General features: G+C 37.8%; 14 protein-coding genes and 1 pseudogene. 8 read left to right on the forward strand and 7 right to left on the reverse strand.

Going from position 1 to position 23200, the window contains the following annotated elements; translation table 11 throughout:
• The 6 genes and pseudogenes from CEV08_RS07250 to CEV08_RS07275 form a co-directional block, all read left to right on the forward strand.
• Positions 1–2882, forward strand: a pseudogene (locus CEV08_RS07250) (BID domain-containing T4SS effector); the annotation flags it as partial.
• A gap of 329 nt (positions 2883–3211) precedes the next feature.
• Complete coding sequence (locus CEV08_RS07255) at positions 3212–5581, forward strand: BID domain-containing T4SS effector (protein WP_100131001.1); 2370 nt, start codon at positions 3212–3214, stop codon at positions 5579–5581.
• A gap of 755 nt (positions 5582–6336) precedes the next feature.
• Positions 6337–7908 carry a murein biosynthesis integral membrane protein MurJ gene (murJ, locus tag CEV08_RS07260; protein WP_100131002.1) on the forward strand — a complete coding sequence of 524 codons (1572 nt, stop codon included), beginning with the start codon at positions 6337–6339 and terminating at the stop codon, positions 7906–7908.
• A 62-nt stretch (positions 7909–7970) separates the two neighbouring features.
• Positions 7971–9041 carry a tryptophan--tRNA ligase gene (gene trpS, locus CEV08_RS07265; protein ID WP_100131003.1) on the forward strand — a complete coding sequence of 357 codons (1071 nt, stop codon included), beginning with the start codon at positions 7971–7973 and terminating at the stop codon, positions 9039–9041.
• Positions 9042–9104: 63 nt separating this feature from the next.
• Positions 9105–9596, forward strand: coding sequence for a universal stress protein (locus CEV08_RS07270; RefSeq protein ID WP_100131004.1), 492 nt, complete (start codon positions 9105–9107; stop codon positions 9594–9596).
• A 60-nt stretch (positions 9597–9656) separates the two neighbouring features.
• Positions 9657–10235, forward strand: coding sequence for a NifU family protein (locus tag CEV08_RS07275; RefSeq protein WP_100131005.1), 579 nt, complete (start codon positions 9657–9659; stop codon positions 10233–10235).
• Positions 10236–11488: 1253 nt separating this feature from the next.
• On the opposite strand, the gene CEV08_RS07280 is transcribed toward CEV08_RS07275, so the two are convergent.
• Entirely contained in the window at positions 11489–11845 is a 357-nt protein-coding gene (locus CEV08_RS07280; RefSeq protein ID WP_100131006.1) for a zinc ribbon domain-containing protein YjdM, read from the reverse strand.
• 797 nt (positions 11846–12642) lie between these two features.
• Entirely contained in the window at positions 12643–14271 is a 1629-nt protein-coding gene (locus CEV08_RS07285) for an alpha-D-glucose phosphate-specific phosphoglucomutase (protein ID WP_100131007.1), read from the reverse strand.
• Positions 14272–14488: 217 nt separating this feature from the next.
• On the opposite strand from CEV08_RS07285, the gene CEV08_RS07290 reads away from it, so the two are divergent.
• On the forward strand, positions 14489–15013 hold the full coding sequence (locus CEV08_RS07290; RefSeq protein ID WP_100131008.1) for a peroxiredoxin: 525 nt from the start codon (positions 14489–14491) through the stop codon (positions 15011–15013).
• A 355-nt stretch (positions 15014–15368) separates the two neighbouring features.
• On the opposite strand, the gene CEV08_RS10015 is transcribed toward CEV08_RS07290, so the two are convergent.
• The 5 genes from CEV08_RS10015 to pyrF all read right to left on the reverse strand — a co-directional run bounded on the left by CEV08_RS10015 (position 15369) and on the right by pyrF (position 22798).
• The gene (locus CEV08_RS10015; protein ID WP_245407068.1) at positions 15369–15575 is read right to left on the reverse strand and encodes a hypothetical protein; all 207 of its coding nucleotides are present in this window, start codon (positions 15573–15575) and stop codon (positions 15369–15371) included.
• Positions 15576–16473: 898 nt separating this feature from the next.
• Positions 16474–17961, reverse strand: coding sequence for a histidine--tRNA ligase (gene hisS, locus CEV08_RS07300; RefSeq protein WP_100131009.1), 1488 nt, complete (start codon positions 17959–17961; stop codon positions 16474–16476).
• 1214 nt (positions 17962–19175) lie between these two features.
• Complete coding sequence (locus tag CEV08_RS07310) at positions 19176–19535, reverse strand: helix-turn-helix domain-containing protein (RefSeq protein ID WP_100131011.1); 360 nt, start codon at positions 19533–19535, stop codon at positions 19176–19178.
• 911 nt (positions 19536–20446) lie between these two features.
• On the reverse strand, positions 20447–20806 hold the full coding sequence (locus tag CEV08_RS07315; RefSeq protein WP_100131012.1) for a helix-turn-helix domain-containing protein: 360 nt from the start codon (positions 20804–20806) through the stop codon (positions 20447–20449).
• A gap of 1146 nt (positions 20807–21952) precedes the next feature.
• Positions 21953–22798 (reverse strand): orotidine-5'-phosphate decarboxylase, encoded by an 846-nt coding sequence (pyrF, locus tag CEV08_RS07320; RefSeq protein ID WP_100131013.1) that lies wholly within the window; start codon positions 22796–22798, stop codon positions 21953–21955.
• Positions 22799–23000: 202 nt separating this feature from the next.
• Between pyrF and CEV08_RS09715 the strand changes: the two genes are divergently transcribed.
• On the forward strand, positions 23001–23200 hold a 200-nt coding region (locus CEV08_RS09715; protein WP_348602898.1), incomplete at its 3' end, for an MFS transporter.

The raw sequence follows: 23200 nt of genomic DNA on the forward strand, positions 1-23200 counted from the left end.
GATCCCCCTCCCCTAGAATAGTCGAAATGATGCAAAAATTTCAACAACAGGATGAACAATCCCTCACCAACCCTCCCCAAGGTTTTCAAAGCACGCAAGCCGCCACAATCCCCCTCAGCACAGAAAATCCAGAGGACCCCTCCACGCATACAAAAAAAGCTCCATCAAAACCACCACGTGCAAAAGATAGAGAACAAAATACATCAACAACTCAAGAGAGCGAAAATCTCTATGCAACACCTACAACACAAACGTCTCTACACATGAACGACACTGAGCAAATCAGTATAGAAGTCCCAAAACCTGAAACCATCGCCCCAAGCGTTAGGTCAAAAACACCAAGTGAACAACCAGGATCATCTAACGAACCAAAAACATCTATTAATCCAATGGAAAAAAAGATATCACTCGAAGAGCATCAAGAAGGAATACGCTTTTTGTGCAACAAGGTTTTTGGTAAGCGGCTTATTTTAGATCAAAGAATAGAAAGCATCAAAGACAACCTTGATGTGGGAGAACAGCTCTTACGGGATCTAACAGAAAAGCCTCTGTCTATTTCTGAGCTTGCTGGTAGAAAGATTTTTGGCAAAAAAAATCGTGCGCGCAAAGAGGCTGAAGAATATATTCCTGCCCTTTGTACCGCCATTAAGGATTATGCTGATGCGGTAAAACAGTTGAGAGACCCCATTGTGCAAAATCATCAGACAGAACAACAACCAAGATCTTCTCACGAACAAGAAGACGAAAATCCCTACGCAACACCTACTGCACAAACGACCCCACATATGAGAGACCAAGAGCAAACCAGCATAGAAGCCCAAGAACCTGAAACCATCACACCAATCGTTAGACTAAAAACACCAGGTGAACAACCAAGATCTTCTCACGAACAAGAAGACGAAAATCCCTACGCAACACCTACTGCACRARCGRCCCYACACATGAGAGACCARGAGCAAACCAGYAGAGAAACCCCAAAACCTGAAACCATCACACCAATCGTTAGACCAAAAACACCAGGTGAACAACCAAGATCTTCTCACGAACAAGAAGACGAAAATCCCTACGCAACACCTACTGCACGAGCGGCCCTACACATGAGAGACCAGGAGCAAACCAGTAGAGAAACCCCAAAACCTGAAACCATCACACCAATCGTTAGACTAAAAACACCAAGTGAACAACCAAGATCTTCTCACGAACAAGAAGACGAAAATATCTATGCAACGCCTACTGCACAAAAGGACCCACACATGAAAGACCAAAAGCAAACCTGTAGAGAAGCCCAAGAGCCTGTTAATCCAATGGAAAGACAGCTATTGTTCGAAGAAAATCAAGAAAAAATATTGGACAACAAGGCTTTGGGTAAACGGCTTGTTCTAGAACGAAGAGCATCAAAAATCAAAGAAAACCCCTATATGAAAGAACAGCTCTTATGGGATATAAAAAGCAGCGAGCAAACCAGCATAGACGCCCACAAACCTAAAATCAAAGCATTTACTCATTCTACTAATCCAATGGAAAGAAAGCTATTGCTCGAAGCATATCAAGAAGAAATACGCTTTTTGTGCAATAAGGCTTTTGGTAACCGGCTTATTTTAGATCAAAAAATACAAAAAGTCAAAGACAACCTCGATTTAGGAGAACAGCTCTTATGGGATCTAGCAAAAAACCCTCAGTCTATTTCTGATCTTGCTGGTATACAGATTCTTGGCATAAGAAATCATACGCGCAAAGAGGCTAAAAAATCGCTTAAACGCCTACACTCTACCGTAGAGGATTTTATATTCACTATAAAACGCATACAAGAGGATACTTCACAAAGTTCTCAAATGCAAGAACAGCATCAACAAGCGAGACAAGAAAAGACAATCCAGAATCTTTCAAATCGTGAAATTACCCACAGAATTCAACAAAATCCATCGGTTAAATATGTTGAAAGAGAGGTTAAATTTTGGAGTGAGATAGTTTATGGAAACCCTTTTATTTTTCAATATAGAATAGAAGACATGCAAAAAATTCCAGCGATAGGGGAAGAGCTTGTATTTCAAATTGAAAGGGATCGCACATATTTTTCTCCACTTGCTGGGAGGGAAATCTTTGGCATAAAAACTGCAGCACGAAAAACCGCTGAAGAACATATTCCTACCCTTTGTACCGCCATTAAGGATTATGCGGATATAGTACAACAGACGAAAGATACTATTGTGCAAAATCATCAGATAGAACAACAACGAAGCTATAAACAGCTTACTGATCTTAACAAAAAAAATACAATACCACCTCTTTCAAATTATGAAATTACCCGCAGAGTTCAACAAGATCCATCGGTTAAACATGGTGAAAGAGAGGTCAAATTTTTGAGTCACAAAGTTTATAAAGACCCTCTTATTTTGCAATATAAAATAGATGATATACACAAAAATCCAGAGGTAGGAAAAGAGCTTATATCTCAAATGGAAAGGAATCCTACACATTTTTCTCCACTTGCTGGGAGGGGAATCTTTCTCTTTAAAAATGCAGAACGAATAGTCGCTGAAGAACATCTTCCTACTCTTTGTAGCACCATTAGGAATTATGTTGATACAGTACAACAGGTGAGAAATACTATTGTGAAAAACCATCAAATAGAACAACAAAGCCATCAACTGCCTATTTATCCTAATGAAAAATCGATACAAGAGTTGAAAGATGTCATTGAGCAAATGCATAAAAAGCTTACTGATCTTGATAAAAAATTGCAAAAGTATCAAGGACTACAGGTCCCTGAACAGACAAAAGAAAAGCGGCATCAAGAGATTTCTGAAACATCGAAGCAAGAAGAGCAACTTCTAACTCGATCTCACCGCGCTAAAACATCAAAAGTAATGGCGTTGTCGTAATGGTCTCATAATCATTGGCTTATCATACAAAACCTTAATGCAATTATCTTGCCAAAATTGCATTAAAATTGGCGCATAATATACAGAAAAATTTGAATAAACTGTCATATGACAAAATGCATTGATAAAACTTTACGGTAATATTTCGTAAAAATGACCAACATTGACGTTATTCCATCATTAGACTTGGTTCCATGTGAAAGAGATTAAATTTTTTCAATCATTCAAATAGGCATTCTTCTTTGCAAAAAAGCTAGAAAAACAATATAATGCAAAAATATAAAAAGAAGATTTTAAAAAACAAATTTAAAAACTTGAAAGGAGCATGCATGAAAGAAAACACAGAACATTCTGCCTCCTCTAAACGAGAAGAATTACAAGAACACCACTCTGCAATAAATGCAACTATTTCTAAACAAATCAAAGAAGCATCGCAAAATTTTTTCTACCCCGATAGCAACGTGCTTAAAAATAAATACCACATCAAAAATAAACAACTATTAATGGGACGGTGTTCTGATGATGTAAAAAAAGAAATCATCAAACTGCGCAAAGAACCTCCACCAGAGAAGCTTAATTCCTCCTATCTAAAATATCTTCATCAACGTCTTTTTTCCAATACATTTGAATGGGCAGGACAAACCCGCGAAGAGCCTTTTACATTTGAAGATGGCAGTGTTGCTTCCATGCCCATTTTGAAAAGAAAAGAATTTACAAAACCTTTTGCGGTTGGCAGAAAAATACAGGAGGGACTAGAAAAGTTAGATAAAACACTTTCTGAAAACAATAATTTCCAAGGCTTATCCCGAGAAGAGTTTGTTGAACATGCTGCTGAAATAATGATAAATTTGCACCACTTGCATCCTTTCAGAGAGGGCAATAGGCGCACAAAGAGACTGTTTGTTGAAAAACTTGGGCAAGCAGCAGGACATAAACTAGATTTTTCAATTGTGAGCAAAAAACGTAAAAACTTTGTCCGCACGGCTGCCATGGAACGTGGCGATTCAGAGCCTATGAAGCATCTACTTGAAGATATCTCCAATCCAGACAAATTTCTCATTTTACAAGAATTCACCAACGCTATGAGAGATCTTGGAATGGGTGAAAACAATTATTCTCTTGTTGTCTTCGCAAAAGACGGAGAAACCTATCATGGGACCTATAGAGGCTGTGGAAACAAAGGCTTTATGATGGATGTTCAAGGAACTCTCATCTTGGGAAATAAAAAAGATCTCACACCAGCGCAAATACAAACATTAACAGTTGGTGAGAACTTCTCCTTTACAGCACCAAATGCTCAAAGCCCACAACGAAACCAGCAAGAAAGAACAGAACGTCATCCCCAAAAAGCAATGGCATACTGGGATAATGATACAAAAACAACAAACACTGCTCCTCTCCCTTCATCTAAAAAATTATCCTCATCACCTAAACCCGAAGAAAAGCATACATTAAAGCCAATACAAAGATTACAAATGGAGAATGCCACCTCCTTTACAGCATCAAGCGTTCAACACCCGCAAGAAGTGCTGATCGGTGCAAAAGAAATAGCGCCCCTGACACGCGATCAAATTCTTATGAGGGTAAAAAACGACGCATCACTTCAAGCAAAAAGAACAGAAATCGAAACTTTATGCAAAATCGTTTATGGCAATCGGCATATTTTGCAGGAAAAAATTGAGAAGATCCATGAAAATCCCACGGAGGTAGGACAGCTCGCCTATCAAATTGCCACATCTGCTCGATCCATTTCTAAGCTTTCTGGTATCAATATATGTGGCATAAAAAATAACGCACGCGCCAATGCTGAAGCAAATATTTTGCCTCTTTCTAGAGCTATTGATTCTTATATCAATATTTTTACGCAAACAGAAAGAGAAATTTTTCGTGACCATCACGCAAAACAAAGACGCTGTGAACAGGCGGTAGAAATGCCTAAGGTTGAGATGAAAAGTCTCCTTTCCTTGCCAAAAGAACAACAGAAAGAAATATTATCAAACTCTCCTAAATTAAGGGGAAAAATAGCGCGTTATAGCAAAAAAATAAATGAACGCTTATCCTCAAATGAATATGAAGCTATAAAGGAAAATAATCCTCAAAAACTTGCTAAGAGTTTTGGCATATCAACCGCCAAGGCAAAAGATATTATAGAAATCGTAAAACGTATCAAAGGGATAGAACAAGACATATACCCCGCACATTTTCACGACTACAAATTTAATGAGCACTCAGCACAAAACAAGTATCAATTGATAATGCCTAAGGTTTGGATGAAAAGTCTCCTTTCCTTGCCAAAAGAAAAACAGCAAGAAATATTATCAAACGCTTCTGCATTAAGGGGAGAAATAACGCATTATATCGACAAAATAAATGAACACTTATCTTCAAGTGAACGTGAAGCTATAAAGGAAAATAAGCCTAGAAAACTTGCTAAGGATCTTGGCATATCAACCGCCAAGGCAAAAGAGATTATAGGAATCGCAAAATGTATCAAAGAGATAGAACAAGATATATCCTCCACGCATTTTCACGACTACAAATTTAATGAGTACTCAGCACAAAACAAGCATCAATTGATAAAGGAAAATACTGAAAAAACATGTTCTAGCATTCTTGATAAAGAAGCAAGTAGAACACAAAAAATGACAGAAAACATTCAACCACGCAAAACACAGTACACAAAAGCCATGAATCTCTAAAAATCATATAAGCTTTAATTTTTTCCCTCTCTAATAAAAAAGCCCTCTCTGGTAAAAAATATTGCCTTTATCGGCAAACTAATTGTGCATCAATAAGATGCCAAAACCATAAGCAAGCAACTTTATTGTCTCAGATTTTGCTCTCATCAACCAAGCAAAACGCTTTTGAAAGATCACGTCTTGCCATCCTCTATTATGGAAATCTCTGAAATGGGAAGGCAGCCTTATTTAGGGAACACATAAAGCCGTAAAGGTGAAAACCAATCACGCACTTTGCCATCACTTTTAAGCTCATCCTGACAAACTTTTTAAAACCTCCAAAGCACTATCTTTTCAATCTTGGAAATTGCACATTTCTTCACATTTTTATTTTATGTGCGTTCTTTGAAGAAGAGCCATACCCCTCACGCCCAAAAGAAAGCCGCTGTGTTGCTCTCTTCACGAACATCACATCCTAGAGAGAAATGACCATTATATAGTCTCAACTGTTATGATGTTATGACATCGCTTTCATATTTCAGTTTGAAAAAGAAATTTTAATTATTTTATGGCAACAATAAAAATTGTAATATAACCCTAAACAGGGAGCATTTTAAAAGACTTCACGCATCATTATTGACAGAAAGACAAACACCATCGTAAAACGCTGCACAAATATATTTTTGTATGGACATACAGATCAGATTTTCACAATTTAAAACGGCTTATTTCTTCTAATCAACGCTTTTCTTTTACTATAAACCCGATATATCTTTATGACATTGATTAAAAAAATTGCAACAGTTGCTTCCGGAACCCTCATGAGCCGTATTTTTGGCTTCGTCCGCGAAATGCTTATGGCAGCAGCACTAGGAACGGGTCCTGTTTCTGATGCCTTTAACGCTGCTTTTCGTTTTCCCAATACATTCCGCCGTTTTTTTGCTGAAGGCGCCTTTAATGCTGCTTTCATTCCTCTTTTTGCAAAAAAAATCACTGAAGACGGTCAAAAAGCTGCGAGCAAATTTGCAGAAGAAGTCTTTGGCGTTCTTTTTTCGCTACTCTTACTGTTAACGATTGTTATGGAACTGAGTATGCCTTTTTTAGTACGAACCGTTATTGCTCCAGGTTTTACTGAAGATGCAACAAAATTCAACGCGACAATTCACTTTACTGCGATTATGTTTCCCTATTTAACTTGCATGTCACTCGCCGCTATGATGGGGGGCATGCTCAATGCTCTGCGACGTTATTTTATTGCCGCCATTGCCCCGCTCTTTTTAAATATTATTCTGATTGCTGTACTGGCCTATGCTTGGATCTATCAACTTGACGCTTGGCATATCGGTTTAAATCTCTCTTGGGGAGTGTTAGCCGCAGGGCTTCTTCAACTTGCTTTAATTGCCGTTGCTTTGCGTCAAAGTGGTATGAAAATTTTCTTCCGCCATCCCAATTTAACACCGAATGTTCGCAAGCTATTAACTTTAGCGTTTCCTGCTGCTATCACGGGTGGCATCACACAAATTAATTTGCTCATCAATACCAACATTGCTTCTAGTCAATCAGGAGCAGTCTCTTCTTTGATGTATGCTGATCGTCTTTATCAATTGCCTTTAGGTGTCATCGCCATTGCTGTTGCAACCGTTCTTTTGCCAGAATTAACCCGCGCTTTGCGGAGCAAAAAGCAGGAAGAAACCCACCATTTGCAAAACCGCTCTATTGAATTAACGCTATTGTTAACACTCCCCGCATCCATCGCTTTTTTGCTACTCTCCACCCCTATTGTCAGTTTACTCTTTGAGCGAGGACAGTTTACCAGTCAATCAACACACCATGTTGCACAATTACTGGAACTTTATGGACTAGGACTTCCTGCTTTTGTTCTCATTAAGGTCTTTATTCCTAATTTTTTTGCCCATGAAGATACCAAAACACCGATGATTTTTACAGGCATTTGCGTTTTCATCAATATCAGCCTCGCCTTAACATTATTTCCTATTCTATCCGCACGAGGCATTGTTATTGCTGAAATTACTTCTGGATGGGTCAATACACTCTTGCTTTTGGGAGTCCTTATCAAACGTGATTATTGGAAACACGACATCCAACTGATCAAGCGAATATTATGCCTCATGATTGCTTCCCTTTTGAGTGCACTAGCCCTTTATTACGGATTAAATGTGCTTGAATTTTTATCTTTTCCTTTATCCTCACAAGCCTCTTTTTTCTTGCGTGCCAGCACTTTAGCGGGGATTATGCTCGGCATATTATTGATCTATTTGAGTGCCTATTTTTTATCTGCCCCTCGTTCCTTTTTTTACATACTTAAAAATTTGAAAAAACGTCCATAATATCTATACTCTGTCAACAATAATCAAACGAATAACCTTGAATTAAAGAAAGAGCACTCCGTATGGATACCTTCGCCCCCCTTGTTTTTTCCGGCGTACAACCAAGTGGTCACTTACATCTTGGCAATTATCTTGGAGCCCTTCAGAATTGGGTGGAACTACAAAACACTTATCACTGCCTCTATTGTGTTGTGGATATGCATGCGCTTACCGTCAACCCTGATCCCCTTATTTTACGCGAATCCACCAGAACAGTGACAGCAGCCTTTTTAGCCGCGGGTATTGATCCCCAAAAACACATTATTTTCAATCAATCACGTGTTTTTCAACATGCTGAACTCGCCTGGACTTTAAATTGTGTTGCCCGTATTGGCTGGCTTCAACGTATGACACAATTTAAAGATAAAGCAGGGAAAGATCGTGAAAAAGCATCTCTTGGGCTTTTTGCTTATCCCACATTGATGGCTGCTGATATTTTAGTCTATCGTGCAACGCATGTTCCTGTGGGAGAAGATCAAAAACAGCACGTTGAACTAACACGCGATATTGCACAAAAATTTAACAACGACTATGCACACCGTATTGCCGAATTAAATTTTGGTACCTCTATGCAAACGGATGAAGAAAAAAAACAAGGCTTTTTTCCCCTCCCAGAAGCGCTGATTGGAACAACAGCCACACGCGTTATGTCGTTACGCGATGGGACAAAAAAAATGTCAAAATCAGATCCTTCAGATTTTTCACGCATTAATTTGACCGATGATGCTGATCTTATCGCAAAAAAAATACGCAAAGCCAAAACGGATTCCGCGCCTCTTCCCGATACCCTTGCCGCTTTAAAAGGACGACCCGAAGTGGATAACCTTCTTGGTATTTATGCGGCCTTTGCCAAAGTCAACAAAGAAAAGATTCTCTTAGAGTTTTCTGGTCATCAATTTTCACATTTTAAAACAGCTCTAGCCGACCTTGCCGTCCATAAGCTTGCCCCGATAACAGAAGAATTACGTCGTCTTCATCAAGAAAGTGGTTATATCGACTCTGTTTTGCATGACGGCGCTAAACGTGCTAGTATGCTTGCAGAAGAAAATATGAAAAAAATTCGTGAAATTGTTGGATTTTTGCACGATACATAAAAACAATAAAATTAAAAACTGGTAGAGAGCAAAAAAATCGTTTGTACAAAATAGAGAAAGTGCATGATTTCTAAACCCAAAAATCCGAAAAAAGAACCCAAGAAAAAAAACTTAGTCATTATCGATGAAACCCCTGAGTGTCGGCGTGCCGTTGCGTTTGCCGCACAGCATGCCCAAAACACCAATAGAACTTTGGTCTTGTTTTGTGTCGTTGATAGTGCGGAATTTCAACATTTTTTGGGTGTAAACAATGTTATGCGCGCAGAATCAACGCAAAGTGCTCATAAAATATTAGGAGATATTGCCAATGAAGTCTGTACCTCCTACGCACTTGAAACAGAAATAGTGGTGCGCGAGGGGAAAAAGATTGATGAAATTTCCAAACTGATCGACGAAGATAAAAGAATTGCACTGATTGTTTTAGCAGCCAGCGAACATAAAGAAGGACCAGGTCCTCTTATCCAATTAATCGGAAATAAAGGAACCGCTTTTTCGATTCCTGTTATCGTCATTCCAAGCAATCTGGCCGATGAAGATATTCAGTCTATTGCCTAAAAAATATAATATTCTAAAATATAATGATCTTCTTAATCCTTCACTATAAAAGGAAAGACTATGTTTATCCAAACTGAAACAACACCAAATCCTGCAACACTTAAATTTCTACCAGGTCGTGTAGTACTTTCCGAGGGTGTATTAGAATTTCGTGATAGTGAAGAAGCCGCTAAAAATTCACCTTTAGCAGCTAAACTGTTTAATATTCCCAATGTTAATGGTGTTTTTTTAGGCTATGACTTCATCACCATAAGCAAAAAAGAAGGGGAGTGGCAACATCTCAAACCCATCATTTTAGGCACAATTATGGAACATTTTTTGTCCAATGAGCCTGTCATTACCACCAGCGCGACAATACAAGCAGAAGCTCATGCCCTTAACGAAGAATTTTATGACGAAAAAGATGCTGATATTGTCTTAACCATTAAAGAACTGCTTGAAACACGTATTCGTCCAGCCGTTGCCAATGATGGTGGCGATATTACTTTTCGCGGATTTGAAAATGGTATTGTTTATCTCAATATGCGGGGAGCATGCGCTGGGTGTCCCTCTTCAACGGCAACGCTTAAACATGGTATTGAAAATCTTTTACGCCATTTTATCCCTGAAGTTTTAGGCGTTGAAGCCATGCCCCAATGAATATCAACCTTAATAGGGAAAACGACCATACAGATTATCTTTTTTCAACAAGGCTTAAAACATGGGATGCAAAAATCTTACACCATTTTGTTTCTCACAATTTTAGACATAAGCCATGCTGTCATAAAAATACAGGACTGCTTAAAAAAATCTATAGGTTTCCCTTTCACTACCCCCTATACATTAAAATGGCTTTTGCCCCCTTTAAAGGCATCATAGTCTGAACAACCCCATTAGCAAAACCCCCATAGACGTAGGGATGCGCTTTAAATTTATTTTATCTCATGATCTCGTCGTGCAATTTTACCCCCAAAATGCAGATCCATTACAGCAAAAAGAAAATAGTGTAAGACAGAAATACACACTGATCCTCTTTTCCTCATCATTTTCAGTGTTTTCATTGATAAAGTCTTGCAGAATGCCTCTTATAGCAACCAAGCGACAAGGATCATACTTTTACACCTTGAATGGAAATCCTACTTCTCATTTTAATTGTGTTTATTGCATCAACCAAAATCATTCGCTCACACACAAAAAATTAGATGATAACAAAAACGATTTTTTAAATACTTCTTATAAACCTTTTCAAATATAAGAACGCAACATAAGGACAAATATAAAAACTGTTGCAATATTGATAACCAGCAAAGTGTATGATGGTGTTACCCTTTTATGAAACATAAAGATGGAGCACTCAACAGCTTTTACATTATAGCATTCATGAATATCATGACGAAATGGGCTTGAGAAATATTAAAAAATACCTTTTAAAGTATTATAGCGACGTTTTCTATTCTTGAAATCAAGAACTTTGCCTCTATCATCCTCAATTTCATCTCCATGAAATATGGCGCAAAAAGTGTGTACAAATATTTGTCAAAATAAATCAAAGCCAGATCTATTAGGGTTGTTTTGAAAATGATCTGACAAAAAGGTAGAATATTTCTTCAATTCAGCAGAAATAAGTTTTCATTTTACAGCATTATTTGTCTCATCAAGCGCATACTTTTACTGTTTCTTATCAATCAACATCCAGTCTTGAGAGCATATTCTAAGAAAAAAGACAAAGACTGCATTTCTCTCGCAAGGCACAGCTTTTGTATTTCCATAAGAGTAAAGATAGTGTGCCTATTTAATTGGCATAATCTATGAAATAAAAAAGTTTTCTATTAGAAAAGAATAGCCCCACTTGGAAAAAAACATGAAAATAGCAAACCAACGAAAAGCAAAAACAATTGCAAAAGGATAAACGCCTAAACTTTTTTAACAAATTCCGACTTTAAGCTCATTGGGCCAATTCCAGGAATTTTGCAATCAATATTATGATCCCCATCCACCAAGCGAATATTTTTCACCTTCGTCCCCCCTTTTAAAACAGAGGAAGCACCTTTTACTCTCAAGTCTTTTATCACCATAACGGTATCCCCGTTTGTCAAAATCTGACCATTAGCATCATAGACAGAATCGGAAAGAACAGTATCGTCATTCTTTTGTGGCCATTCATGTGCACATTCGGGACACACAAAATTTTCACCTTCTTCATAAGTATAAAGACAATCACAATGAGGACATTTGGGATATTGGGGAGGACATTTGGGATATTGGGTCATAAATTTCCCTTTTTAAGAAAAACCATTCATGATGACTGGTCATAAAGCAAGAAATACTTATTGTCCATTATTTTAAGAAAAACATGTCCCTCATGTTTTCCTCGATCTGCCAGCTGTATTCGTAAATGCGATCATCCCATACCACAGATACATATTTATAAGGATGATTGATCATTGTACAAAGAGCTTCTACATATCATAAGATTCCTCTTATATTGAAACAACCAAATCCTTTCGCTTACAAGTTACAAATAGGAAGAGCCATATAAAACGAGTAAGAAAAGATTCAAAAGACGAAATACTTTCAAATACAAGAGCCAACATTGGGAGCAAGCCTTAAGTGTATGATGATATCACTTTGTTCCTTTATAGGCATAAAAATTGTACTGCTCAATGAATTGCCCCTTATCCTTTTCATAAACAACACATATAAGATGGTATTTCGTATCTTAAGAAAAGCTTATTTAAGACAAGCATATGAAAAGTACAACAACGATAATATTTTGTTTGAGGTAAGGGATATCCCTCTAATTACTCTTTTTCAAAAACATTTCTATTAAACCATCAAAAATCATGGGGCATAAATTCTCCCATTATGCCCCATTATGATGACCTACAGCACTTGGTTTTGAAAAGTCAGTCGATATGTAAACGTAGAAAGAACAAAACGAACCTGAAAATGGAGAATCTCCCTTATGGCAAATACCACCTAACATCATGGCTTCCCAATTATGACCCCTAAAAGCATACCCCATGTGATCAATGACGATATATTTACCAGAAACATTCCAATGCTCTCATGTGATAATATCAGGGCGGTTTCGTCCTAATTCTTGTTGTATATTTAACAATTTTAGTGCCACCTGTTGCAAAGGTTGCAGAACTTCTTGCGGATTTAAATTGTGTTTTCTCGGATCACCTTCATACTGTTCAAAATAAAGCCGTAAGGTAGCGCCTAGCGTCCCTGTTCCCGATAAACGAACCACCAACCGCGCGCCATTCTCGAAAAAAATACGGATACCTTGCTGCGTACTAACACTCTGATCAACGGGATCATGATACGTAAAATCGTCTGCTTTTGTGATCAAAAATCCAGCAATTTTGGTTCCGGCTTGTGGTAAGTGTTCCCGCAAGTTCTCTAGGAGCGCCAGAGCTTTGTCTTCTTCAACTTCTTCATAATCATGACGTAGTGCGTAAAAACGCCCATAGCTGTGCCAATGCTGTTGAACAATTTGTGCAACAGTCTTTCCTGTTACCGCTAAGAGATTTAACCAAAATAAGACAGCCCATAAACCATCTTTTTCGCGGATATGATGAGAGCCGGTTCCAAAGCTTTCTTCACCACAAAAGGTTACTTTCTCCGCATCTAAAAGCGTTCCAAAAAACTTCCATCCTGTTGGCGTTTCAAAAAAGTTTAATCCGTGTTTTTCCGCAACCAGATCAGCTGCACGCCCCGTCGGCATAGAACGCGCTACTCCCACAACACCTTTCTGATAGCCTTTAATGAGGTGTGCATGCTCCACCATAATCGCCAAAGAATCAGAAGGCGAAACAAATTGGTGACGCCCAATAATGAGGTTACGATCGCCATCACCATCAGAGGCAGCACCAAGGTCTGGTCCTTGCTCTGACATCAATAAATCATAAAGATCCTTAGCATAAACCAAATTCGGATCAGGATGACCGCCTCCAAAATCTGGTAAAGGAGTGCCGTTGACCACCGTTCCTTCAGAAAATCCTAAGCATTTTTCAAAAATTTCATGGGCATAAGGGCCCGTCACCGCATGCATGGCATCAAAGCGCATAGTCAAACCTCGAGCCACGGCCTTGGCAATACAGTCAAAGTCAAAAATCTCCTGCATCAAAGCAAGATAATCAGCAACAGGATCAATAATATCAATCTGCATGGCACCTATAAAGGTCACCCCTTGCTTATCTAAATCAACGTCTGGAGCTTCAAAAGTTTTATAGAAGGAAAGACACTGTGATGTTGCAAAAATAGCATCACATAAAGCATTAGGTGCTGGTCCACCATTGGCAATATTATATTTGATCCCACAATCTCCCTCTGGACCACCAGGATTATGGCTTGCAGAAAGAATAAGGCCACCATGAGCATGGTATTTACGAATAAGATGTGAAACAGCAGGGGTCGAAAGAATACTGCCCCTTCCCATTTTAACATGAGAAACACCATGCGCTGCTGCCATCTTCAACACAATCTGAAGGAGTGTCCGATTAAAAGTGCGTCCATCCCCCCCAAGAATCAACATTTTTCCTTCAAGAGGTCCAATATTCTCAAAAAGAGATTGTATAAAATTTTCCACATAATGGGGTTGTTGAAAAACAGATACCTTTTTGCGCAAACCAGATGTTCCCGGTTTTTGCCCTTCAAAAGCCGTGGTCAAGACTGTCTTTATGGTCATGGTAATACCTTCATATTCTCTCCTTTAATTTTAAGATGAAGAGGATTCAAAGTCGACCATTAATTCCACTTGACGCAAGTATGAAATATTTGCACACTTGTTAGAGTTAAGAATTTTTTAAGAATCCCTTTTATTTAAAACGCTCTTTTCCATATGCTTTTAAATACGAAGGCTGTTTTAAAATACAATTTTTATAAAAAAATACAGGAGCATCCCTATGATGAAAAAAACAGTTCCCAATGTTACATTTCATACACGTGTACGCGATGAATCAATAGGGGGAGATAATCCATATCGGTGGCAAGAAGTTAAAACTGATGCTTACTTTAAAGGAAAGCGCGTTATCCTTTTTTCTCTTCCTGGTGCTTTTACCCCTACTTGCTCAACTTTTCAGCTTCCGGATTTTGAAAAACTCTATGATGAATTTAAACAAGCTGGTATTAACGAAATTTATTGCCTTTCTGTCAATGATGCTTTTGTCATGAATGCTTGGGGAAAAGCGCAAAATATCAAAAACGTGAAATTAATTCCCGATGGTTCTGGTGAATTCACGCGCAAAATGGGTATGCTGGTTGCAAAAGACAATGTTGGTTTCGGCATGCGATCATGGCGCTATGCCGCTGTTATTAATGATGGTGTAATTGAACAATGGTTCGAAGAACCAGGTTTTTCAGACAATTGTGCAACCGACCCTTATGAAGTTTCTTCACCACAAAATGTTTTAAGAGCCTTGAAAAATTAATTTCAAGACTAATTATACACTTGTCAAATGCAAACTTTCTAACATAAATTCCTTCTTATGAGGGAATTTATGTCTTTTTTTATTTTTAAAACAACCTATAAGAGCATCCCTCATCAATATCCGCTCCTACCAATATTAGCCAAAAACAATCCGCATCCTCATTGAAACCACATAAATCTCACGGAAAAAACTACTCCATTATCATATGCCTCCCAAACTTCTATAGCAATGTGCCCCCTCAACAGATTAATTTTTCTGTCGTCCAAGAATCTCTTCTATTTTTTAAAGATCTTTTGTTCTCAAAATAATTACTAAAGCAGCGTCTCGTTTTCGTTTTTTGTCATAGATACTGCATTTATAATACTGCGTTTATGTTTTTATCTTCATCAAGCTCAAAAGTTTCATCACATTCAAGAAGACCAAAAAGATTGGGATTAATAAAATAACAACCTTCTTTTGTCCCCCTCGCTACAATTTTATTCCTTTCTAATCCCTGAGTACCTTCTTTAAAGCCTTTAAAATTAAGATATTTAGGTTCTTGAATTAAAAGATCACAAATCAAAAACTCCTCAAGAATATCCTAATCCAACATGATTTGATCAAACCACAAATCCACATCATCTCCATCTAACATTTTCCCTATCTGCCACACCATCACCAAAAAAGCTTTCACCACACGAGATAATAGCCCAAAATCATACATCGACACGACGGGGCAGCTGAAAAAGTGATTTGCGGAAAATCTTCACACCCAAAGTTTGAAAAAGGCACTTTAAATGATTTTCCAATATTTTCAGTTTTTTTAAATAAAAGGATTTTTTTCATAGAGCACAGTAAAATCATATTGGGATATCCTCTCTTCTCGATTTAAAAATAGATTTTACAATAAACGAACAATGTCAAAGAGTTATTATTGTAACATCTTATAATGGCCCCTCATATTTTCCCTTTTTAAATTATCTGATTTAAGTTATTTGTTGTTTTTAAAACGCAATAAATCTTCTCAAATAAAACGCTTGCAGTCTCTTTCATCTTTCACGAATGTGAAATTTTAGGCTGTTCACAATCAAAAAGCAGAAAATATGATACCAATAACAGAAAATTCAAAAGTTAAACGCACCTGAATGGTTTATCTTTCTAAAGGCGATTGGATTTCCTATAATTGCCCCTCGATTTTTTTAAAACAAGGTTATGCCAAAGATCTCGAATATTTCAATATCCTTTATTTTGCCTCACGAAGATGTTCACATCACGCCCTTAACAAGAACTCTTTTTTCGCCTTCAAAAGCACTTATTCTAGAATAAATAAAACCTATTTCTACCTTTTAAAAGAATTTCTTTTATGCCGCAGAAACTTTAAAAAATAAGATTTTAAGCACACGAAAACAGATAAAAGACACACTTTAAAAATTGAAGAGGAAATGTTCAAGCACTTCGCAACAATTTCTTTCACAAAACCATTACTGTTTTTGGGCTGCTAAAATATCTTGTACTGTTTGCACCAATTGTTCTTCATCAACCATCACTTGCGCAGGACGGCTTTCACGCCATGTTTGATTATCCTTAATTTCATGAGACAAACGCGCCCCTTCGATTAAGTCTTTGATCTGTATTTTTCTATTTTCGCGTTCTTGTGTTCCTTGAATGACCACACAAGGAGCTTGGCGCCGATCTGCATATTTCATCTGCGCTTTAATTCCCGATGCTCCCAAATAAAGTTCCGCACAAATTCCTGCACTTCGCAATTGCATCACCATTTTTTGATAGCGCACAATAGCTTCTGGCTCTTTATCCATCATCAGCACTACAACGGGGCCAAGACGATTTTTTATCGGCAATTTTCCAAGATTTTGCAAAGCAGCAATCAAGCGTGAAATCCCTATTGAAAAACCTGTTGCCGGAATATTTTCCCCCCGAAAACGCGCAACCAAACCATCATAGCGTCCCCCCCCCCCAACAGAGCCAAAAACAACTTTTTGTCTATCATCATTGAAAACATCAAAAAGCAATGCTGCTTCGAAAACAGGCCCCGTATAATATTCCAATCCACGGACCACTGAAGGATCAATTTTAATGCGATTGTGATACCCATTGGCAGCAAAGATTGTTTGCATTTTCTCAAGCTCGCAAACCCCTTCAAGCCCTTGAGCACTCTGACCAACAACGTGTCGGAGAGCATTAAGTGTTTCTTCTGCCGTTTTCGCTTCTATCGTGAGTAAGGACAAAATACATTCAATCTCTTTATCTTGAAGTTCAGCTCCTTTTGTAAAGTCACCACTTTCGTCCAAACGTCCCTTGCCTAAAAGCAAACGCACGCCTTCAGGACCAAATTTATCCAGTTTATCCATTGCTCGAAGAACCGTTAAGCGCTTTTCACTCTGCCCGCTTTCTCCTAAGCCAATCAACTGCAAAACACTTTCCAGAATTTTTCGGTTATTCAAACGAATAGCATAATCATGCGGCTGAATACCTAATTTTTCCAAACTATCTGCTGCCATCATGCAAATCTCAGCATCTGCTGCAACGGTTGGTGTTCCGACAATATCCGCATCAAATTGCATAAACTGCCGAAACCGTCCTGGTCCAGGCTTTTCATTGCGAAAAACAAATCCCAACCGATAACTGCGATACGGTTTTGGTAAGGTTTCAAAATTTTCAGCAAAATAACGCGCAAGAGGCGCCGTCAGATCATAGCGCAAAGACATCCATTGTTCATCATCATCTTGGAGCGAAAAAACCCCTGCATTGGGACGATCTGAATCAGGTAAAAACTTTCCCAACACATCCGTGTATTCAAACATGGGTGTTTCAAGCGCTTCAAAACCGTAAAGTTCATAAACTTCACGAATTTGCGCAATCATCGTTTCAGTAGCATACAATTGTGCACTTGTGCGATCCACAAAACCACGGGGTAGGCGGGCTTTGGTTGTTTCTTGTTTCAATGACATGTTATTCTCTAGCAACAGTATGTGTTCACGGATAACCATTATCCCATAGCAACACACGCTGCAATGACTTTATCGCTCTCAAAGCTTTTAACAACATGTTAGAGGCTTTTATTTTACAAAAGCAATCCGCCTTAAAGCAATTTTCTAAAAAATTTTATACTTCATAATGTCACGCCCCCACACAAAACATCCCCCGCAATCAAAGAACACTATTCTATTGCCAATTTACTTAGCTGTAAAAAAATATCTTCTCTCTACCTTCTTATCCATTTCAAAAAAACTTATGAATCGTATAATGATATTTGCATAAAGCCCTCTGAATGTAAGATAAAATCTTCATAAACAGTATAAATCCATTATTCATTCATCTCTCTTAACGCCTCAATAAAGCTGCAAGCCGATGATGGCTCATCCTTCAATGTTGCAAAAGCTCTTGGCACGTAAAAGGAGGCATAAAAGCATTTTTTGTCTTCAAGTGCTTTACGCCATCCCAAAACCACTTATCACATACAAAGAAATGATCTTGTTTCACCATAAACAACTTTAAAATGAGAAAAATCTCATAACATAAAGGACTCCCCCAACCTGCAAAACAGGGAACGATTATTCTGTTGTGCCATAAAACATGATCATTTGAGATACCGTGATAGAAAGCCAACCGCTGAACCCCGCTTAAAAAACTAAACTGTTTACAATCCCCAAACTGTTTACAATCTATTGTCTACAGATCATTGGAACTTTAAGAAAAATAATCCTTTAGAGTGGTTAAAAAATCAAAGCTAAACAAAAGCATTATCGCCATCATATGTCTCTAGACACTTTCATGAATCTTTATGAAGAGACGTCGCTCACATATTCATATGAAGGCAGCAAAACATAGGCGAGGCAAGACACTGAGCTGGTTCAGACGATTTAATTGACAGAGTAATGCTTCTAAACACAAAAGCAAAACGATAGAAAGGGAAGACCCTTGCGAAATTGAAACAGTCAAAAGAAGCAGAGCTTAAAGCTCATCTCATAACGTTTAATCGTTTTCATTATAAAAAAATGGCAGCATTATCACCATGCTGCATCTAAATACTTTCATGAATCTTTATCACGCTGCTGGTTACAGACGTTTTTTAAAAGTCCGTGTGCACTAAAAAGCATCGTCTTTTAAAATAAAGAGAAAGGAGAGAAAATAGTGCACCATATATCATATCATTTAAAACGTTTTAATTTTGATCAGAAATCAGTTTTAAAATTGCTTTCTGTTTGACAGATGTGAGGACTCTAAAACTTTTTAAAAGCAAATATTTCTCTTTGCTCTCTGCAATTTCATCATAATGGTACGGGATGTTTTCTTTCTTGATGATATCAGTGTAAAAAAAGGAAACTGGAACCTTCAAAATCTCGGAAATTTCCATTAAACGCCCTGCACTCACACGGTTTAAGCCTTTTTCATATTTCTGGATTTGTTGAAAGGTGACACCTAAATGTTGACCCAACGTTTTTTGAGACATCTTCAGCATTTTTCGCCTAAAGCGAATTTTTTTGCCAACAAAAAGATCAATATTAAGATTTTGATTTCGCATTTTCTTCCCCCACCGGGTGCGAGCGCCCTCGCAATGAGTATTCCGGGAGCTTGAAAATACTGAATCCGAATCAGCCTTTTTGCTTTTAGTGCGAAAACGCACCTGGACATAGCAAAAACTCCCGGAATTCCGGGATACCCGCAAAGCAGGTTTATCTTCGCGTTCGGATTATAGGGTTTTCAAGGCCCTATTGGTCGTTGCATATGCGACCAAAACACTTTTTAAGGTGTAAAGTAATTTCAGGATCTTTGCAATCAAAATAGTTTTTCTTAAATTGGCAGAATTTATTTTTAATGAGAGATTATCTGCTTCTCACATTTTTTAACACGCACGCATCAAAATCATACCATCAGTCTCCCGCATTTTACGAAAGGATCACCCCCCTTGGTTCTTAAGATCAATTCCTCCAGCTTGGCAGTATCCTTAACCAATACAAAACAGCTTTTTTTATCCTTCACGCGGCTTCAGACGGGTGATTATTCTGCTATCCCGTAAAAACATCGTCCCCGTAAACGCCTCATCCCCGTAAACGCCCCATCATTGAGATGGGTAGAGCCCCCATGCCAAATGAGAAGGTTGGAACCTTTTTTAAGAAAAAATCAGATTATTGACAAACCAGAATGGATTTAGAATTTTCAACTTTTAGCACAGTTTAAAGCTCATCTATTGATATTTAATCTTTTTTATTATGAGAATAATGGAAGCATTATCACCATGATGCGACGAAATACTTTCATGAATCTTTATGAATAAACGTCGCTCACATATTCATATGAAGGCAGCAAGGCATAGGCGAGACAAAACATGCTGCTGGTTACAGACGTTTTTTAAAGGTCAGTGTGGACTAAAAAGCATCGTCTTTTAAAATAACGAGGAAATAAAGAGAATAACCATACATCATTTAAAATGTTTTAATTTTGATCAGCAATCAGCTTTAAAATTGCTTTCTGTTTGACAGATGTAAGGACTCTAAAACTTTTTAAAAGCAAATATTCCTCTTTGCTCGCTGCAATTTCATCATAATGGTATGGGGTGTTCTCTTTCCTAATGATATCAGTGTAAAAAAAGGAAACTGGAACCTTCAAAATATCAGAAATTTCCTTTAAACGCCCTGCGCTTACACGGTTTAAGCCTTTTTCATATTTCTGAATTTGTTGAAAAGTGATACCTAAATGTTGACCCAACGTTTTTTGAGATATTCCCAACATTTTTCTTTTAAAGCGAATCTTTTTGCCAACAAAAAGATCAATATTAAGATTTTGATTTCGCATTTTCTTCCCCCACCGGTTGCGAGCGCCCTCGCAATGAGTATTCCGGGAGTCTGAAAACACTGAATCCGAGTCAGCATTTTGCTTTTAGTGCGAAAACGCACCTGGACATAGCAAAATCTCCCGGAATTCCGGGATATCCACAAAGTTGTTCATTTTCACGCTCGGATTTAGGGTTCTCAGTTCCCTATTGGTCGTTGCGTATGCGACCAAAAACATCTTTTAAGGTGTACAATAGTTTCAGGATCTTTGCAATCAAAATAGTTTTTTTTAAATTGGCAGAATTTATTTTTAATAAAAAGTGATTTGCTTCTCACATTTTTTAACACGCACGCATCAAAATCATACCATCAGCCCCGCATTTCATGAAAGGATCACCCCCCTTTGTTCTTAAGATCAATTTCTCCAGCTTGGCAGCATCCTTAACTAATACAAAACAAGCTTTTATTTTATCCTTCACGCGAACTTCAGGTGAGTGATTATTCTGCTATCCCGTAAAAACATCGTCCCCGTAAACGCCTCATCATTGAGATGGGTAGAACCCCCATGCGAAGTTAGAAGGTTGGAACCTTTTTTAAGAAAAAGTCAGATTATTGACAAACCGAAATGGATTTAGAATCTTCAACTTTTAAGGCAGAGAAAAAATCAAAAATCCCAGTAAACATTTATGGAAAAATCCATGTAAAAAATTTATGTAAAAATTCATCTATTGGATATACGCTCTCAACCTTCATCCCTCTATTTAATTGAAAATGTGCATCCCCCTCAATCCAAGCTTCCCAATTCCCCCCAATATTCTTATGCCCCACCTCTTACCTCTCCTCTAAGTCCACTGAATCGCCCTTTTTCACATTTGCCCTTATTTCATCGTCTTTGAGAGAACTCTTCCCTCAATATCTTATACAATATCTCTGTATTTTTCTCTCCCCATTTTTTCAAACACTTATCTTTTAACACTTGCTTGGCAAAACTCTCCCTATACCAACATCAAATAAAAGACACATGCTTCTTTAAAAAGTTTCAAGAGAAACATTTGCTTGTAGATCCCCCAAATCCCCCAGCATCTTTTTTGACACTGAATAAGAAGCATCCTTCTTATAATGAAGATTTATAAGGAAGAGCCTCTCCCTTAGAACAAGAGCCCAAAACTTAAGATAGAAGTGTGCTTTTAGATTGCTCTGCAAAGGTGTGAATAACATTTTTTAAATCAACATTCTTTCGACCAGCCTCTGTAATCGACCTTGAAATTGAAGGAATAATATTTTTCCATAGCCTTTGAGGAAATTGCTGGGTTAATTGTGTTATTGTTCCTCCTTGAGCTCCAATACCAGGAACGAGAAACAGGCTATTTTCTAACTGTTCAATTGTTTCTTTTGCTTCATTGCCTAATGTTGCGCCAATCACTGCTCCGATAGGACCAATATGACGGTATTGACTTGAAGACTGGCTATTATAGTCACAAATACGCTGCGCCAAATGAACAGAAACCGTTTGAGCCCCAATGCGTGCATTGCGAATATCTTTACCTTCCAGATTAGACGATTGAACAACCATAAAAACGGCCGTTTTTGTTTCTTCTGCAATCTTTATCAAAGGAATAAGAGCATCAAACCCTAAAAAAGGATTGACTGTTATAGCATCAGCTTTGAAGGGGCTATTGCCGCCAAGCCAAGCTTTACCATAAGCTTCAGCGGTAGAGCCAATATCCCCTCTTTTTGTATCAACGAGAACCAACAAACCTTGTTTGTGTGCATTTTCAATGAGTTCTTTCAAAGCTTGAAGCCCTTCCACTCCATATAACTCAAAAAATGCAGCTTGCGGCTTTATGATCCCCACCTGCCCCACAACCGCTGTTAGAAGGATATCGCAAAAATCTTTTAGACCTTTATAATCTGGGCTCAAATTCCATGATTGCAAAACTTTATGGCTCGGATCAAAACCAACACAAAGGGGTCCATATTTTTCACTATTTTCAAAAAAAGCTGAACAAAACATTTTATAGCCTAACACGGTCTCTCTTTAAACTTTTTGATACAATCAAAAAAAAAAACATTTGTCAAAAGAATACAATCCAAAAAATACAAAGAAAGAGTTCTCATAAACAAACTATGCGCTTGCTTATGAAAGTTATACCAGTTCACAATGCTTATCAGAAAAGTATGTCATCTATACCGTCATTATTTCCAGTATACTTCCCTTGCTCGATGGAAGCATTGTTAATGTCATACTTCCTAACCTTACACATTATTTTTCAACGGGAGAAAATAATATACAATGGATTGTAACCTCCTATTTTCTCGCCACTGTTCCTGGGCTTTTAATAGCAGCCTTTGTGCAAGGAAGGATAGGCATCAAAAAGACATGGCTCCTTGCAAATTTCATTTTTATGCTTGGCTC

Source organism: Bartonella tribocorum (assembly GCF_002778015.1).
Taxonomy (GTDB): Bacteria; Pseudomonadota; Alphaproteobacteria; order Rhizobiales; family Rhizobiaceae; genus Bartonella; species Bartonella tribocorum_B.

What these genes read in the sequence shown, in the direction of transcription:
- CEV08_RS07290 (WP_100131008.1), top strand. Translation starts at nt 14,489, where the DNA reads ATGATGAAAAAAACAGTTCCCAATGTTACATTTCATACACGTGTACGC.
- CEV08_RS07285 (WP_100131007.1), bottom strand. Translation starts at nt 14,271, where the DNA reads ATGACCATAAAGACAGTCTTGACCACGGCTTTTGAAGGGCAAAAACCG.
- CEV08_RS07280 (WP_100131006.1), bottom strand. Translation starts at nt 11,845, where the DNA reads ATGACCCAATATCCCAAATGTCCTCCCCAATATCCCAAATGTCCTCAT.
- pyrF (WP_100131013.1), bottom strand. Translation starts at nt 22,798, where the DNA reads ATGTTTTGTTCAGCTTTTTTTGAAAATAGTGAAAAATATGGACCCCTT.
- trpS (WP_100131003.1), top strand. Translation starts at nt 7,971, where the DNA reads ATGGATACCTTCGCCCCCCTTGTTTTTTCCGGCGTACAACCAAGTGGT.
- CEV08_RS07310 (WP_100131011.1), bottom strand. Translation starts at nt 19,535, where the DNA reads ATGCGAAATCAAAATCTTAATATTGATCTTTTTGTTGGCAAAAAAATT.
- CEV08_RS07275 (WP_100131005.1), top strand. Translation starts at nt 9,657, where the DNA reads ATGTTTATCCAAACTGAAACAACACCAAATCCTGCAACACTTAAATTT.
- murJ (WP_100131002.1), top strand. Translation starts at nt 6,337, where the DNA reads ATGACATTGATTAAAAAAATTGCAACAGTTGCTTCCGGAACCCTCATG.
- CEV08_RS07270 (WP_100131004.1), top strand. Translation starts at nt 9,105, where the DNA reads ATGATTTCTAAACCCAAAAATCCGAAAAAAGAACCCAAGAAAAAAAAC.
- hisS (WP_100131009.1), bottom strand. Translation starts at nt 17,961, where the DNA reads ATGTCATTGAAACAAGAAACAACCAAAGCCCGCCTACCCCGTGGTTTT.
- CEV08_RS07255 (WP_100131001.1), top strand. Translation starts at nt 3,212, where the DNA reads ATGAAAGAAAACACAGAACATTCTGCCTCCTCTAAACGAGAAGAATTA.
- CEV08_RS07315 (WP_100131012.1), bottom strand. Translation starts at nt 20,806, where the DNA reads ATGCGAAATCAAAATCTTAATATTGATCTTTTTGTTGGCAAAAAGATT.